The sequence below is a fragment of the Meridianimarinicoccus roseus genome (assembly GCF_003172915.1).
GTDB lineage: Bacteria > Pseudomonadota > Alphaproteobacteria > Rhodobacterales > Rhodobacteraceae > Meridianimarinicoccus > Meridianimarinicoccus roseus.
The window spans coordinates 79,488-95,195 of record NZ_QGKU01000021.1 but is presented as its reverse complement, the minus strand read 5'-3'; the positions used below and the strand labels follow the sequence as shown (position 1 = coordinate 95,195).

General features: G+C 66.0%; 14 protein-coding genes. 8 read left to right on the top strand and 6 right to left on the bottom strand.

Annotated elements, in window-relative coordinates; all coding sequences use genetic code 11:
• The 6 genes from DKT77_RS05280 to speB all read left to right on the top strand — a co-directional run.
• On the top strand, positions 1-705 hold a 705-nt coding region (locus DKT77_RS05280; protein WP_109810527.1), incomplete at its 5' end, for a CoA transferase subunit A.
• Positions 705-1,328 (top strand): CoA transferase subunit B, encoded by a 624-nt coding sequence (locus DKT77_RS05275; RefSeq protein ID WP_109810526.1) that lies wholly within the window; start codon positions 705-707, stop codon positions 1,326-1,328. The genes DKT77_RS05280 and DKT77_RS05275, both read left to right, overlap by 1 nt.
• 621 nt (positions 1,329-1,949) lie before the next feature.
• Entirely contained in the window at positions 1,950-3,821 is a 1,872-nt protein-coding gene (gene speA / locus DKT77_RS05270) for a biosynthetic arginine decarboxylase (RefSeq protein ID WP_109810675.1), read from the top strand.
• A 26-nt stretch (positions 3,822-3,847) separates the two neighbouring features.
• Entirely contained in the window at positions 3,848-5,062 is a 1,215-nt protein-coding gene (locus DKT77_RS05265; RefSeq protein WP_109810674.1) for a saccharopine dehydrogenase family protein, read from the top strand.
• Between the two features lie 81 nt (positions 5,063-5,143).
• A complete protein-coding gene (locus DKT77_RS05260; protein WP_109810673.1) occupies positions 5,144-6,331 on the top strand; it encodes a carboxynorspermidine decarboxylase in 1,188 nt (395 codons plus the stop codon).
• A gap of 8 nt (positions 6,332-6,339) precedes the next feature.
• On the top strand, positions 6,340-7,209 hold the full coding sequence (gene speB / locus DKT77_RS05255) for an agmatinase (protein ID WP_109810672.1): 870 nt from the start codon (positions 6,340-6,342) through the stop codon (positions 7,207-7,209).
• Here speB and DKT77_RS05250 read toward each other — a convergent pair.
• The 3 genes from DKT77_RS05250 to DKT77_RS05240 all read right to left on the bottom strand — a co-directional run bounded on the left by DKT77_RS05250 (position 7,206) and on the right by DKT77_RS05240 (position 10,313).
• Entirely contained in the window at positions 7,206-8,180 is a 975-nt protein-coding gene (locus DKT77_RS05250) for a Gfo/Idh/MocA family protein (protein WP_109810671.1), read from the bottom strand. The genes speB and DKT77_RS05250 overlap by 4 nt on opposite strands.
• Positions 8,181-8,256: 76 nt before the next feature.
• A complete protein-coding gene (gene rpoH, locus DKT77_RS05245; RefSeq protein WP_109810670.1) occupies positions 8,257-9,156 on the bottom strand; it encodes an RNA polymerase sigma factor RpoH in 900 nt (299 codons plus the stop codon).
• A gap of 149 nt (positions 9,157-9,305) precedes the next feature.
• Positions 9,306-10,313 carry an RluA family pseudouridine synthase gene (locus DKT77_RS05240; protein WP_109810686.1) on the bottom strand — a complete coding sequence of 336 codons (1,008 nt, stop codon included), beginning with the start codon at positions 10,311-10,313 and terminating at the stop codon, positions 9,306-9,308.
• Positions 10,314-10,550: 237 nt separating this feature from the next.
• Here DKT77_RS05240 and DKT77_RS05235 point away from each other — a divergent pair, with 237 nt between their 5' ends.
• Positions 10,551-10,883, top strand: a complete 333-nt coding sequence (locus DKT77_RS05235; protein WP_109810669.1) for a DUF6476 family protein — start codon at positions 10,551-10,553, stop codon at positions 10,881-10,883.
• 49 nt (positions 10,884-10,932) lie between these two features.
• Here DKT77_RS05235 and DKT77_RS05230 read toward each other — a convergent pair whose 3' ends face one another.
• The 3 genes from DKT77_RS05230 to purD form a co-directional block, all read right to left on the bottom strand.
• Positions 10,933-12,171, bottom strand: coding sequence for an HlyD family secretion protein (locus DKT77_RS05230; protein WP_109810668.1), 1,239 nt, complete (start codon positions 12,169-12,171; stop codon positions 10,933-10,935).
• Positions 12,164-12,577, bottom strand: coding sequence for a hypothetical protein (locus DKT77_RS05225; RefSeq protein ID WP_109810667.1), 414 nt, complete (start codon positions 12,575-12,577; stop codon positions 12,164-12,166). Before DKT77_RS05225 ends, DKT77_RS05230 begins: the two co-directional genes overlap by 8 nt.
• Before the next feature lie 85 nt (positions 12,578-12,662).
• A complete protein-coding gene (purD, locus tag DKT77_RS05220; RefSeq protein WP_109810666.1) occupies positions 12,663-13,961 on the bottom strand; it encodes a phosphoribosylamine--glycine ligase in 1,299 nt (432 codons plus the stop codon).
• A gap of 134 nt (positions 13,962-14,095) precedes the next feature.
• Here purD and xseA point away from each other — a divergent pair, with 134 nt between their 5' ends.
• Positions 14,096-15,703, top strand: coding sequence for an exodeoxyribonuclease VII large subunit (gene xseA / locus DKT77_RS05215; RefSeq protein WP_109810665.1), 1,608 nt, complete (start codon positions 14,096-14,098; stop codon positions 15,701-15,703).
• The last annotated feature ends 5 nt before the right edge of the window (positions 15,704-15,708 follow it).

Here is a 15,708-nt window from a genome sequence, read left to right as displayed (position 1 = left end):
ATGAAAAAGGTGTACGGCAGCGCGTCGGAGGCTCTTGACGGGCTTTTGTCGGACGGGATGCTCATCGCGGCGGGGGGCTTTGGTCTTTGCGGCATTCCTGAGCTTCTGATCGACGCCATTGTCGAAAGCGGCGTCAAGGACCTGACCGTCGCCTCGAACAACGCGGGCGTCGATGACTTCGGGCTCGGCAAGCTGCTGGCCACCCGCCAGATCAAGAAGATGATGTCGTCCTATGTCGGCGAGAACGCGGAATTCATGCGCCAGTACCTGTCGGGCGAGCTGGAGCTAGAATTCAATCCGCAGGGCACGCTCGCCGAACGCATGCGCGCGGGCGGCTGCGGCATCCCGGGCTTCTACACCAAGACCGGCGTCGGCACGATGATCGCCGAGGGCAAAGAAGTGAAGCAGTTCGACGGCGAGGATTTCATCCTCGAGCGCGGCATCTTCGCGGACCTGAGCATCGTGAAGGCGTGGAAGGCAGACGACACCGGCAACCTCGTCTTCCGCAAGACCGCGCGCAACTTCAACCCGCCCGCCGCGATGTGCGGCAAGGTCTGCGTTGCCGAGGTCGAGGAAATCGTGCCGCGCGGCGCGCTCGACCCCGACGCCATCCACCTGCCCGGCATCTACGTGCACCGGATCGTGCAGGGCGACCACGAGAAACGGATCGAACAGCGCACGACGCGCAAGCGGGAGGAAGCCTGATGCCCTGGGACCGCAACCAGATGGCCGCGCGCGCGGCACAGGAACTCGAAGACGGCTGGTACGTGAACCTCGGGATCGGCATTCCGACGCTGGTGGCCAATTACGTCGGCGACAAGGACATCACACTGCAATCCGAGAACGGGATGCTCGGCATGGGGCCCTTCCCCTACGAGGGCGAGGAAGACCCCGACCTGATCAACGCGGGCAAGCAGACGATCACCGAGTTGAACCGCACGTCGTATTTCGACAGCGCGACCAGCTTCGGGATGATCCGGGGCGGCAAGATCGCGGCGGCGATCCTGGGCGCGATGGAAGTGGCCGAGAACGGCGATCTGGCGAACTGGATGATCCCCGGCAAGCTGGTGAAGGGCATGGGCGGCGCGATGGATCTCGTGGCCGGGGTCGGCCGGGTCATCGTGGTGATGGACCACCAGAACAAGGCGGGCGAGAGCAAGGTGCTGAAGGCCTGCACGCTGCCGCTGACCGGCACCGGCGTGGTGGACCGGATCATCACCAATCTCGGGGTGCTCGACGTGGTCGAGGGCGGGCTGAAGATCGTCGAGACCGCCGACGGCGTCACCGAAGACGACATCCGCGCCGCAACCGAGGCGACAATCGTGTGAGGAACTTGGGGCCACTGAACGGCCCCGCCTTGCTCGAAGAGCATTTCGTGCAGCGGATCATGCGGCCTCAGCCATCGGCTGCACCTGATCGAGATACTGGTATCGGCCTCAACCGACCGGATACATCCGATCGATTCCAACAGGCGCTCGGTGTTGAACCGGTCGACCCAGAGCATGGCTACGATCCCAGTTCGCACGCCACTCCGGCGTAGCTTGAGCGCTCCGTACGTGTTCATATGGCGAGCCTATCGCAATGACTGCTTGGATTACATGCAGGGGCACAAGACCTGATTTCCCGAGATCGAGAGTTGACACCATATACTGCGATTTGCCATAAATTACTTTAATGTCAGATGCTTAGAAAAGAATCATACCACCCCAGCCATGCTTCCCAGATCAGAGAAAAAAGCCCGAGAAAATTGGGTCGACCGCTCCCGGTCGCAAAACGCTGTGTCACACTCCGCGGAGCCGGAGCGGCGCTGTCGCATCACTGTCAAATTCGGCGTTTAGCGGTTCACAATCCGGTTAGCCCCGTGACACCGCCGGGCCGCTTGTATAGGCCGGACTGGCAGGATAGACGCCTGCCTTCAATTTGGCGCTGCAGCGAACGGACACGGGAATTTGGCCAGTTCAATCTACGGAATCGATGCCTGGGGACACGGGCTTGTCAGCGTCCTGCCTGACGGAAAAATCGCGCTGAACGATCCGCTGGCGCCCGGCAGCCCGCCGGTGGCGCTTCCGGATATCGTGCGTGACCTGCAGGAACGCGGCATCCGCACGCCGATCCAGCTGCGCGTTCAGTCATTTCTCGACTACGGGGTGCAGCGGCTATGCGCAGCCTTCCGCCAGACCATCAGCCAAGTCGGCTATCGTGGGGCCTATCGCGGGGTTTTCCCGATCAAGGTCAACCAGCAATCCGAGGTGGTGCGCCGTATCGTCGAGACCGGCAAGTCGCACGGATTCGGGCTGGAGGCGGGCAGCAAGCCCGAACTGATCGTTGCACTGGCGCAGGACCTGTCTCAGGATAGCCTGATCATATGCAATGGCGTGAAGGACGACGAATTTATCCGCCTTGCGATCCTGTCGCGGAAGCTGGGCTTCAACACGGTCATAGTTCTGGAAAGCCTGAAGGAATTCGAGATCGTGCGCCGCGTTTCGGACGAGATCGGCGTGAAGCCGATGCTTGGCGTGCGCGTGAAGCTGACCCAGACCGTCACCGGCAAGTGGGAGGCGTCCTCCGGCGACCGGTCCAGCTTCGGGCTGGGCACCTACGAAGTGGTGCAACTGATCGACCGGCTGACCGAGACAGGATTCCTCGATTGCCTCGTGCTGCAGCACAACCATCTTGGCAGCCAGGTGCCGAACGTGATCGACGTGCGGCGCACGGTCACCGAAGCGTGCCGTTTCTTCGTGGAACTGCGCAAGATGGGCGTGCCGCTGTCCTATCTCGATCTCGGGGGCGGGCTGGGGATCGACTACACCGGTGAGAACCGGTCGACGGACAATTCCGTGAACTACTCGGTCGAGGAATACTGCACCGCCATCGTGGAAACCGTGGGCTACGCGATGGATGAGGTCGGCGAGCCGCACCCGACCATCGTGACGGAAAGCGGACGCTTCGTGGTGGCGCTGTCGTCCATGCTGATCTTCGACGTGCTCGACGCGACGCTTTATGACGTGCCGGACAAGCCGAAAGGGCAGGAGGGCGACCATCATTACCTTGCCGACCTGATGGCGGTGGAGGACTATCTGGAGCCTCGCCGTGTGCAGGAGTGCTTCAACGACGCCGTGTACTACCGCGACGAGATCCGCGCGCTGTTCCGGCGCGGCGTGATCGAGCTGCGCGAGATGGGCCGGGCGGAGCGAGTGTTCCTCTACACGCTGGCGCGGATCGCGCAGGTCAACCGCGAAAGCCGATCGGGCGGGGATCTGGATGCGCAGCTTGAATCCTACGTCGACTATTATCACTGCAACTTTTCACTGTTCCAGTCGCTGCCGGATGTCTGGGCGATCGACCAGATCCACCCGGTGATCCCGCTGCAACGCCATAACGAAACGCCGACGCGGCGCGCGATCCTGACCGACATCACCTGCGACAGCGACGGCAAGATCAACCATTTCGTTCTGGCTGACGGTCTGCACAAGGCGCTGCCGGTGCACGACCTGCGCGAGAACGAGGACTACCTGATCGGCGTGTTCTTCGTAGGCGCCTATCAGGAGACGCTGGGTGATCTGCACAACCTGTTCGGCGATGCGAACGTTGTCACAATCGCGCTCGACGGCGAAGGCGGCTTCAGCGTGGAACACGAGACCGAGGGCGACAGCATCGCCGAGGTGCTGTCCTATGTCGAATATGACCCGCAGGATTGCCTTGCCGCGTTCCGAAAGCGGGTGGACAACGCCGTCGCGCGCCGCGATCTGAGCGCAGACGAACGGCGGGTGCTGATCTCTGCCTACAAGGACAGCCTTGCGGGCTATACCTATTTCGAATGACCCCCTCAGCGACACGGGAGACTGACATGGCAGGGAATGTTCTGGTGGTGGGCGCGGGCGGCGTCAGTTCGGTCGCCGTCCACAAGATGGCGATGAACCCGGAGATCTTCGGGACGATCACGCTGGCCAGCCGCACGAAGTCGAAATGCGACGATATCGCGGCGAGCGTCAAGCAGCGCACCGGGGTGGAGGTCGCGACACGTGGACTTGACGCGATGGACGTGGCGGCGACCGTGGCGCTTATCCGCGAGACGGGCGCCGAACTGGTGGTGAACCTCGCGCTGCCCTACCAGGACCTGAAGCTGATGGATGCCTGCCTCGAGGCAGGGGTGCACTATCTTGACACGGCCAACTACGAGCCCGAGGACGAGGCGAAGTTCGAGTATCATTGGCAATGGGCGTACCAGGACCGCTTCAAGGCGGCGGGGCTGACCGCGATCCTGGGGTCCGGGTTCGACCCGGGTGTGACCAGTGTCTTCGCGACCTGGCTGCGCAAGCACAAGTTGGAAGGTATCCGGCGGCTCGATGTGCTGGATTGCAACGGCGGCGACAACGGCAAGCCCTTCGCCACCAACTTCAACCCGGAGATCAACATCCGCGAAGTGACCGCGGATGCCAAGCACTGGGAGAACGGCGACTGGGTGGTGACCCCGGCAATGAGCCACAAGGTCAGCTTCGATTTCCCCGGCGTGGGGCCCAAGAATATGTACCTCATGTATCACGAGGAACTGGAAAGCCTTAGCACCCATTTCCCCGAGATCGAGCGCGCCCGGTTCTGGATGACTTTCGGGGATGCCTACATAAACCACGTCACAGTGTTGCAGAATGTCGGTATGACCTCGATCACGCCAGTGGTGCATGATGGCGTGGAGATCATTCCGCTGCAATTCCTCAAGACTGTTCTGCCCGATCCGGGCGATCTTGGTGCGCTGACCAAGGGCAAGACCTGCATTGGCGATATCGCGACCGGCCCCGCGAAGGACGGCAGCGGCGAGAAGACCTACTACATCTACAACATCTGCGATCACGAGGCATGCTATGCCGAGGTCGGCAGCCAGGCGGTGGCCTACACCACCGGAGTGCCGGCGATGATCGGTGCGGCGATGCTGCTGGGCGGGCATTGGTCCGCGCCGGGCGTGTGGAACATGGAGCAGCTCGATCCCGACCCGTTCATGGATATGCTGAACACGCAGGGCCTGCCTTGGGAAGTTCACGAGCTTGATGCGCCGGTATCGTTCTGAGCGGGCCGGGCGCGCCGGGGCATCGAGCCCCGCCGCGCCCGGTCGCGGCCTTCGGCGCTCCGGCCCGGTGGTGGGGACAGCATGACGGACCCGATCGATATTGCCGCTGACAGCCGTGCGCGGTTCGCCCGTTTCGACCTGTCGCGCGTCCCATCCCCCTGTTTCGTGGTGGACGCGGCGCAGATCGATCGCAATTGCGCGATCCTCGCCGATGTGGCGGCGCGGTCGGGGGCGCATGTGTTCCTTGCTCTCAAGGCGTTTTCCATGCCCACGCTCGCGCCTGTAGTGATGGCGCATCTTTCGGGCACAGCGGCGTCGGGCATTCACGAGGCGCGGCTGGGCCGCGAGAGGTTCGGCGGCCATGTCGCCACCTTCAACGCAGGGTTCAAGGCGGACGAGTTGGACGAGGTGCTGCGCCTGTCCGACCACGTTATCTTGAACTCCGTCAGCCAGCTTGCCCGGTTTCGCCATATGGTCGATGGGGCGCGGGCGTCCGGCACGCAGGTCGAGATCGGGCTTCGGATCAATCCGGAGCATTCCGAGGGGTGGAACGAGAAATATGACCCCGCCGCGCCCTGTTCGCGTCTCGGTGCGCCGGTTTCGCATGTCTGCCCGCAGGACATCGCGGGCATCGACGGGCTGCACATGCACACCTTGTGCGAGCAGGGCTTCGAGCCTCTGAAACGCACCTGGGAGGCCGTCGAACCCGTGATCGGTCCATGGCTGCACGGCCTACGCTGGCTGAACCTTGGCGGCGGGCACCACATCACGCGCGGCGACTACGACCGCGACGGGCTGGTGGCGCTGATCCGGCAGATCCGCACGACTTACGGGGTCGAGGTGTATCTTGAACCGGGGGAGGCGGTAGCGCTACAGGCCGGTATCCTTGTTGGCGAGGTGCTGGACATTGCCGAGAACGGGATGCCGCTGGCGATCAGCGACATCAGTGCGACCTGCCACATGCCCGACGTGATCGAGGCGCCCTACCGTCCCGATCTTCTGGGTGAGTTGCCGGAGGGCGAAGGCCCGGAGATCCGCATCGGGGGGCCGTCCTGCCTTGCCGGCGACGTGATCGGCGATTTCCGTCCGGCGGGCGGCTGGGCGGTCGGCGACCGCTTTGCCTTCCTCGATCAGGCGCACTATTCGATGGTCAAGACCAACACGTTCAACGGTGTTCCGCTGCCCGCGATCGCCGTCTGGGACAGCCGCACCGACGATCTGCGGATCGTGCGCCAGTTCGGCTATGACGATTTCCTGAACCGGCTTTAGAGGCGCCCATGATCCCTTTCCTCGATGGCGAGTTGAGCACGGCCGAGGCCGACCCGGCGCAGGCCAGGTTCCGCGTGATCCCGGTGCCGCTGGAGCGTACGGTCAGTTACGGCGCGGGAACGGGGCGCGGTCCCGCAGCGCTGCTGGCGGCCAGCGTCGAACTGGAGCGGCTATGGCGCGGCACAGAACCCTGTGCGCAGGGCATCGTGACCGAAGCGGCTTTGGAGTGCGACGGTCCGCTGTCCGGCGTTATGGAGCGGATAGCGGCGCGCACCGGTGCTGCGGTTGCGGCCGGGCGCATCCCCGTCGTGCTGGGAGGCGAGCATTCGCTGAGCTATGGCGCTGTGCGCGGCGTGGTGGCTGGGCTGGGGCGCCCGGTCGGAATCGTGCAGATCGACGCGCATGCCGACCTGCGCCGGGCCTACCAGAACGAACGGCATTCCCATGCCTCGGTGATGCAGCTTCTGGCCGAGGAGGAGGGGCTGCCCATCGCGCAGTTCGGAGTTCGTGCGCTGTGCATGCAGGAGGCGGAACTGCGCCGCTCGCTGTCGGTGTTCCATGTCGATGCCGAGGAACTGGCCACTCGCGGCCTGCATGCTGTCGATCTGCCCTCCGACTTTCCCGAGGACGTCTATGTCAGCTTCGATGTTGACGGGCTGGACCCGTCGGTGATGCCCGCGACCGGCACGCCGGTGCCCGGCGGTCTGGGCTTCTGGCAGGCGATCCACCTTGTCGAGCACGCCCTTGAGGGGCGCCGTATGGTCGGTTGCGACGTGGTGGAACTGGCCCCTCACGACGGCGACGCAGTGTCGGATTTCACCGCCGCGCAGGTCACCTATGCGCTGATGGCGCTGGCCGGTCCGCGCCCGGCGGCCTAGTCCAGTGCGACGGCATCGGCGAAAGCGGCATCCATCATTGCCTGCGTACCGCGCGAGAATTCGAGCGGGCAGGGATAGGCCGCCCCGGTCAACGCGGAGCGATTGAAGGCCGCGACCTGCAGATCGTACTGCCGTGCCCCGTTGAATCGCGCGACGCTGTCGGGCTGACCAGCACGGCGCAGGATAACCGCCGCATCGCCGAACACCGGGCCGTTGAAAGGCGCCGTAAGTTGGACCGACCCGGCATCGCCGTGGAACGTCATGGTCTGGTAGGGGTTGAGCCGAGTTGACACGCAGGCCGAGTAGGTAAAGCCGGGGAACCTTGCGGAGATGTCGGTGAAAACGTCGAATCCGCTTTCCCAGCGGATGCGGGCCGACACCTGCTGTGGCTCGCACCCCGCGACGAAGCGCGTCGATCCTATCACGTAGACACCGATGTCGCGCATCGCGCCGCCGCCCAGATCGGCCTGGTTGCGGATGTTTCCCGGCTCGTCCGCGTTGTTGAAGCAGAACATCCCCTCCACATGGCGCAACTGCCCAATCTGGCCGGAGAACACCAGATCGCGGGTATGCTGCCACTGGGGATGGAACACGATCATGTAGGCTTCGGCGGCCAGCTTGCCCGCGGCGTCCCGCGCAGCGATCAGGCTGTCGATCTCGTCGGCCTTCATGGCGACGGGCTTTTCGGTCAGAACGTGCTTACCTGCCTGCAGGGCCTTTAGCGTCCAGTCCACGTGCATCGAGTTCGGAAGCGGGATATAGACCGCGTCGATTGCGGGATCGTTCAGCAACGCGTCATAATCTGAGTGCACCGCCAGGTCTGGCGCGATGGCGCGGAACGGGTCCGCCTTGCCAGGATCACGGGTGGCAAGCGCCGCAAGGCTGCCACCTTCGGCCGCATGCAGGGCTGGACCCATGTGCTGCGCGGCGAATTTCGCCGCGCCCAGAATGCCCCACCGGATATGCGCCATGTGATCCCCCGTCTCCGCGCCTGGTTGCGCCAACACTAGTGCGCGGGCGGGCGGTTGCACAAGAGCGGCCGGGCGGTCAGTCCACTGCGACAAGGCCCTTTTCGGCGGCCAGTTCACGCATGCGCTTCTGCAGTTTCTCGAAGGCGCGCACCTCGATCTGGCGAATGCGTTCGCGGCTGACATCGTACTGGCTGGACAGGTCTTCCAGCGTGACAGCCTGATCCTGAAGCCGACGCTGGACAAGGATGTCCTTTTCGCGATCGTTCAGCACGCTCATCGCTTCGGCCAGCAGTTCGCGGCGCACGGTCAATTCGTCCGCCTCGGCATAGCTGGTCGCCTGATCGGCATCCTCGTCCTCAAGCCAGTCCTGCCACTGCGCCGATCCATCATCGTCCGATCCGATCGTCGCATTGAGCGACGCATCTCCGCCGGACAAGCGCCGGTTCATGGAGATCACTTCTTCCTCGGTCACGTTCAGGTCATGCGCGATCTGCTTCACGTTCTCGGGACGCAAGTCGCCATCCTCCAGCGCACCGATGCGCGACTTTGCCTTACGCAGGTTGAAGAACAGTTTCTTTTGCGCGCTGGTGGTACCCAGTTTCACGAGGCTCCAGGATCGCAGGATGTATTCCTGAATCGAAGCCCGGATCCACCACATCGCGTAGGTGGCCAGTCGAAAGCCTTTTTCCGGGTCAAACCGCTTGACGGCCTGCATCAGCCCGACATTCGCCTCCGATATTACCTCGGCCTGTGGCAGCCCGTAGCCGCGATAGCCCATCGCGATCTTCGCGGCGAGGCGCAAGTGCGAAGTCACCATCTTGTGTGCGGCCTCGGTATCCTGATCCTCGACCCACCGTTTGGCGAGCATGTATTCCTCTTCCGGCTCCAGCATCGGGAATTTGCGAATTTCCTGCAGGTAGCGGTTCAGGCCCTGTTCCGGCGACGGGGCGGGAAGATTTCCATATGTTGCGGCCACGGTCGGTTCCCTCTGTCGGCGCGTTCTCGGACGCGATGTTCATTCGTTTCACATTAATTGGCCACTGTGGTCACCGGCTTCAAGTCCCCAACGTCTTCGGGGTCGCACAGGCCCTGTGCACAAGCCCGAAGGCCCCGTGCGCCGGGCGCTTACCCTGACAGCGCGCCAATCATTTGAGACATATCATCCGGCATGGGGGCGGCGAATTCCAACCACGACTGCGTGACCGGATGCGTGAACCCCAGCGTGGCGGCGTGCAGGGCCTGACGGGGAAAGGCGGCGGCTGCCGCCGCGGCCGCGGGGGGCACGGCGCGGGCGGGCAGACGTCGGCGGGCGCCATAGGTCTGGTCGCCCAGCAGAGGATGGCCCAGATGCGCCATGTGCACGCGGATCTGGTGGGTGCGCCCGGTTTCCAGCCAGCAGTCCAGCAGCGCTACGGCCGCCGGGTTGCCATAGGCGTCCAGCACGCGGGCCCGGGTCACGGCATGGCGGCCGCCCGTGGGCAGGACAGCCTGGCGCTGCCGGTCATGGCGGTGGCGGCCGATCTGGGTACGCACGCACAAGACGCCGCCTGCTTCGAAGGATACGCCATCGATCCCGACGAGCCGGGGCGCGGCGGCATCCGGCACGCCGTGCACCAGCGCGCGGTAGTGACGAGCGACGCTGTGCGCGGCGAATTGCGCGGCAAGTCCGTGATGCGCGCCGTCGGTCTTGGCGACGACCAGAAGGCCGGAGGTGTCCTTGTCGATCCGGTGCACGATGCCCGGTCGGCGTTCGCCACCGATGCCCGAAAGCGTTTCGCCGCAATGGGCCATCAGCGCGTTGACGAGCGTGCCGTCGGGGCTACCGGGTGCCGGGTGTACGACCATTCCCGCGGCTTTGTTCACGACGACCAGAGCGTCGTCCTCGTAGACGATGTCGAGCGGGATCGCCTCGGCCCGCAGATCGGTGTCCTGCGCGTCGGTGACGCTCAGCGTGATCTCGTCGCCCGGACGCAGCCGCGACTTGGCGTGCAGGACCTCGTCGCCGCGTCGCACCGCGCCTTCGTCCAGAAGGCGGGCAAGGCGGGTGCGGCTGAGCGCGGCCTCCGGTGGTACGTCGCGGGCCAGTGCCTTGTCGATGCGCGCTGGCGGATCGGCTGCAATGGTGACAGGCACGGTGCGCGCAGCAGCCGTGCCGGAGCGGTCACCAGGCGCGTCGCCGGGGTTCGGGCTGGTGCCTGGGCGTTTGTCGGGGCCTCTATCGGGGTCATTGTCTGGGGCGGGCACGGGGGCGCGGGCTCCGGTCACGGGAAACAGCGCATCGCTTAGCGCGGCGCGGCGGCACTGTCACCCCTACACCGTCTGGCCTTCACAGCTGAACGCGGCTATCAGCGCGCAGCGAGGAGGCCCGCCATGACCGACGACACCCAGACCGATCTTCCCGAACCGCGCAACCTGCGCAAGCTGCGGGTGCTGGTGACGGTACTGATGTGGGTAATGATCGTCGGTATGGTCAGCGTCGTTGGGCTCCTGGCGCTGCGCCTGTCGCAGACGCCGCAACAGGCGGCACCGGTCCTGCCTGCACTGCCCGACCGCATCGCGCTGCCACCGGGAACCGAGCCGCTGGCCGTGACCGCCGGACCGGGCTGGTACGCGGTCGTCACGGTGCAGGGAAGTATCCTCGTTTTCGATGCAGTCAGCGGTGCGCTGGTTCAGGACATCGCGGTCGACCTACCCGGCGGTTGACCGAGCCCCGCCCCACGCCGCAACGACGGAGCGGGGCAGGCGCCTGCGGTCAGTGCCCGCCCGACAGAACGAGGCTGCGCACCGGCAGAAGCAGCGTCTGTGCACGCAGGATGATGGCGTGGACCAGCCCCACAGTATCCACTCCGTGCATCCCCAGCTTCGTCCAGAACCCGAGTGACGGGTCCTGCAGCCGGTCGTGGAAACTGGTGTAGGCATTGGCCACGCAGGCGCTGCCGGGCGGAATGTCGTCGGCTTGCCCGGAATAGAGCGGTTCCATCCGGACGGTCAGCGTGCCCGGCGCGGCGGTGCGCGATTGCAGATCCACGAGTTGGTCTGTCGGGCGGAACTGTCCGGCGGCGATAACCGGCTGGACGGCGGTGATCACCATCGGCACCACCGTGAACGGTTGCGAGGCGCAGGAGATTTCGGCCAGCATTCCGGGCTTGACGATCTGACCGGCAAGCTGCCCGAACCCGGCGACGAAATGGCCTTCTTCGAACTCGGTCGGCACGAGGATACCGGCAGGCCGCAGCACCGAGCTCACGTAGTCGCCGACCTGCAGCTGAAACTGTTCCACCGTGCCGTCCACGCCTGCCGTAACGATGGTCTTGTCCAGTTCGGCCTGCGCCTGCGCCAGCGCGGCCTCGGCGGTGGCGCGCTGCGCCGGGAACAGCACGTCGATCTGCGTCTGAAGCGCCTGCACATTGGCGAAAGCCGCATCCACCGCGCCCTGGCGGGCATTGACCGTGTTCTGCAGGCGGTCGATCTCTCGGCCCGAGACGATATCGGCGTTGCGTGCTTGCAGGTTGAGCTGGCGGGCCAACTCGTCCTGCGCCTGTTCCAGTGTCCCTACTGCCTGGTCCGCGCTGCCATTCGCGGCCACCAACTGGTCGCGTGCCACCGCAAGGGCGGCGTCAATCTCGGTGATGCGCCTGCGGGCCGCCTCCACCGCCGTGCGTTGTGTCGAATCCTCTACCCGGAACAGCGGCTCGCCAGCCGATACTCGCTGCAAGGAGCGGACATAGACCTCGTCCACGCGGCCGGGGATCTGAGGCAGGATCGTCACCGTTCGGAAGAAGGACGACACGTTGGTCGTGGACGGATGGAAGTAGAACACCACGGTGACCAGAAGTACCGTCAGCATCAGACAGCCGGTCAGGCCCCAGCGCAGTTCGTACCAGACCGAGAACAGGGTGATCTCGCGGCCCACGCGCTTGCCCTGGCCGAAACGGCGATAAAGAAAGTCGGGCAGGATCGTGAAGAACGAGCAGAACATGAGTTCAAGCATGGTCTTTTGCCTCCGCCGCGGCGCGCTTTTCGGCATCCGCCAGGACTTCGGCTTCGCGGCCGGTCGCCTTTTCCAGCGAACGGGCGATGCTGTTCAGCGGGGACATGAAATCGGGAATTTCGACCACGGCGATGACCAGCGCAAGCAGCCAGAAAAGGTTGTTGTGCGTGAACAGCGCCAGCAGGGCGAGGATGCCGATCAGCTGGAACTGCGTGGAATTGCGTTTGTGCGCCATGCGTTCGGGCAGGGCGTGCAGCGTCAGGTAAAGCACGCCGATCAGCAGAACGATCACAACGAGGAAGATCGCGACATTGACCATCATCGTGTCGGTCTGCCCCGGCGCTGTGATGAAACCGGGCAGGTGGTCGGGGGCCATCGGGTGGATACCGTGCGCCGTGCTGTCCATATGGCCATGTCCTTTGCTGTGAGGGCGAGCCTGAAATCGCGCCGCCTGCGGGGCGCGCCGCGTTACTGTTAGCGCAGACCGATGGTCAGGACGATGCCCTTTTCGACGCATCGGACACTGCGCCGAGCGCGCGCCAGCCGATGTCGCGCCGGTAATGCCCGCCGGGCCAAACCACCGCCTCGGCCAGCGCGTAAGCGCGCGTGCGCGCCTCGGCCAGAGTGGCGCCGCGCGCGGTCGCGTTCAGCACCCGCCCGCCCTGCGCGGTGACACGCCCGTCCACGGTCTTGGTGCCCGCGTGGAACATCATGTGAAAACTGTCCTCGGGCAGGGCGTCGAGCCCGCCGATCGGATCGCCCTTGCCGTAAGCGCCCGGATAGCCGCGCGCGGCCAGGACCACGGTCATCGCGTGATCGTCGGCCCAGTCCACCCGTGCCTCGGCAAGCCGCCCTTCGGCGGCGGCGTGGATCAGATCGAAAGCCTGCGCGCCGAGCCGCAGCATCAGCGCCTGGCATTCGGGGTCGCCGAAGCGGGCGTTGTACTCGACCAGGCGCGCGGTGCCGTCCTCGATCATCAGCCCGGCATAGAGCACCCCCTGGTAGGGCGTCCCACGGCGGAGCATTTCGGCCAGGGTCGGGCGGATGATCCGTTCCATCACCTGGGCCTGCAGCGCGTCGGTCAGGATCGGCGCGGGCGAATAGGCCCCCATCCCGCCGGTGTTGGGGCCGGTATCGGCTTCGCCGATGCGCTTGTGGTCCTGCGCAGTGCCGATGGGCAGCGCGACCTCGCCGTCGCAGAGCACGAAGAAGCTGGCTTCCTCCCCGGTCATGAATTCCTCGATCACGACCTCGGCGCCGGCGCCGCCGAAGGCTCCGCCGAACATGTCGGCGACGGCGGTATCGGCCTCGGCTCGGGTCATCGCCACGACTACGCCCTTGCCTGCGGCCAAACCGTCGGCCTTGATGACGGTCGGCGCGCCGGTGCGGTCGAGATGGGCCCGCGCCGCGGCGGCGTCCGTGACGCGCACCCATCCCGCGGTCGGCACCTTTGCCGCGTCGCATACCTGCTTGGTGAATGTCTTGGAGGCTTCCAGTTGCGCGGCAGCGGCAGACGGTCCGAAGCACAGCACGCCAGCGGCGCGCAACTCGTCCGCCACACCGGCCACCAGGGGCGCCTCGGGGCCGACGATCACAAGGTCGATCGCGTTGTCCACGGCGAACTGCGCCAAAACCGCGCCATCCTCGATCGGCAGATCGGCGCATTCGGCGATGGCCGCGATGCCCGCATTGCCCGGCGCAACGATCAGCCGGTCGCATTTCGGGTTCTGCATCGTCGCCCATGCCAAAGCGTGTTCGCGCCCGCCGCCACCGAGGATCAGGATGTTCATGTAGGGTCCGTCCGTTCTTGCCTGATCCGCGTCGTAAGCAAGCCGCCCGGGTCTGGCAAGCCTCGCGGCGCGGGGCACTTTCCCTCGCCGCTGGCCTGCGCTAGCGTCCGGGGCTGAAACGCTGCGGGGGCATCATGGATCTGCTTGACGACGGGGACGATCAGCGCACTGGCGACAACGCACCGGAATTCACCGTGTCCGAACTTTCCGGCGCCGTGAAGCGCACGATCGAGGGCGGGTTTTCGCGCATACGGGTGCGCGGCGAGCTTGGGCGCGTGTCGCGGCCGCGCTCCGGGCACGTGTATCTCGATCTGAAGGACGACCGGTCGGTGCTGTCCGGGGTGATCTGGAAGGGGCAGGCGGCACGGTTGGCGACGCAGCCCGAGGAAGGCCTTGAAGTGGTCGCCACCGGACGGCTGACCACCTTCCCGGGGCAGTCCAAATACCAGATCGTGATCGACAGCCTTGCGCCCGCCGGTGTCGGCGCGCTGATGGCGATGCTTGAGAAGCGCAAGAAGGCTCTGGAGGCGGAAGGTCTGTTCGCATCGGAGCGCAAGCGCCCGCTGCCCTATCTGCCCGAGGTGATCGGGGTCGTGACATCGCCCTCGGGCGCGGTGATCCGGGATATCCTGCACCGGTTGCGCGAACGCTTCCCGCGCAGGGTGCTGATCTGGCCGGTGGCGGTTCAGGGCGAACGCTGCGCACCCGAGGTCGCGCGTGCCATTGCGGGGTTCAACGCGCTGTCGCCGGGCGGAGCGCTCCCGCGGCCGGACCTGCTGATCGTGGCGCGCGGCGGCGGGTCGATCGAGGACCTGTGGGGCTTCAACGACGAGGCGGTGGCGCGCGCCGCAGCCGCGTCCGACATCCCGCTGATCTCGGCGGTGGGCCATGAAACCGATACCACGCTGATCGATTTCGTGTCGGACCGGCGCGCGCCCACGCCGACCGCGGCGGCGGAACTCGCAGTGCCGGTGCGCGCCGACCTGCTGGCAAGCCTCGGGGCGTCGGGTGCGCGGCTGACGGGCGCTCAGGCGCGCGGGTTGGGGCAGCGCGGCCAGCGCCTGCGCGACCTTGCGCGCGCCCTGCCGCGGCCCGAGGAACTGACCCGCCCGGCGGCGCAGCGGCTGGACTTCTGGGGCGACCGGCTGCCGCGTGCGCTGCGCAGCCGGATCGACGGGGCGCGTCTGCGGCTGGGCACCGCGTCGGCCACTCTGCGCCCGGCGACGCTGGCCGCCCGACTACGCTGGGACCGGCAGCGGCTGGACCGCAGCGGCGGTGCGCTGGATGCCGCACTTTCCAAGGGAGTGGACCGGCACCGCCTCCGGCTTGCCGGACTGGCCGGCCGTCTCACGCTGCGCCCGGCGCGCCAGACGCTGGCCCGCGCGCCCCGCGATCTGGGCAAGCTTGCCGCGCGGCTGGCGTCGGCACAGCGCGGCGGGCTGGCGCAGCGCCGCGATGCACTGGCGGCGGCGGACCGGCTACTGTCCTCGCTCAGCTATCATGGCACACTGGCGCGCGGATTCGCGGTCGTGCGCGCTGACGGCGGCGTGGTCACCAGCGCGGCCGAAGCGCAGGGCCACAGCGTGTTGGAACTGGAATTCCACGACGGCCGGGTGACGCGCGGCTGCGCCCGCGAGGGCGATCCCGGCGGCGGTCCGGCTGCGGCGGCCGATCCCGGACCGCCACGCCGGAAGTCCGCCGCCCGGCGCGCGCCGCAACAAAAGACCCTGTTCGACGACTGAGTCTA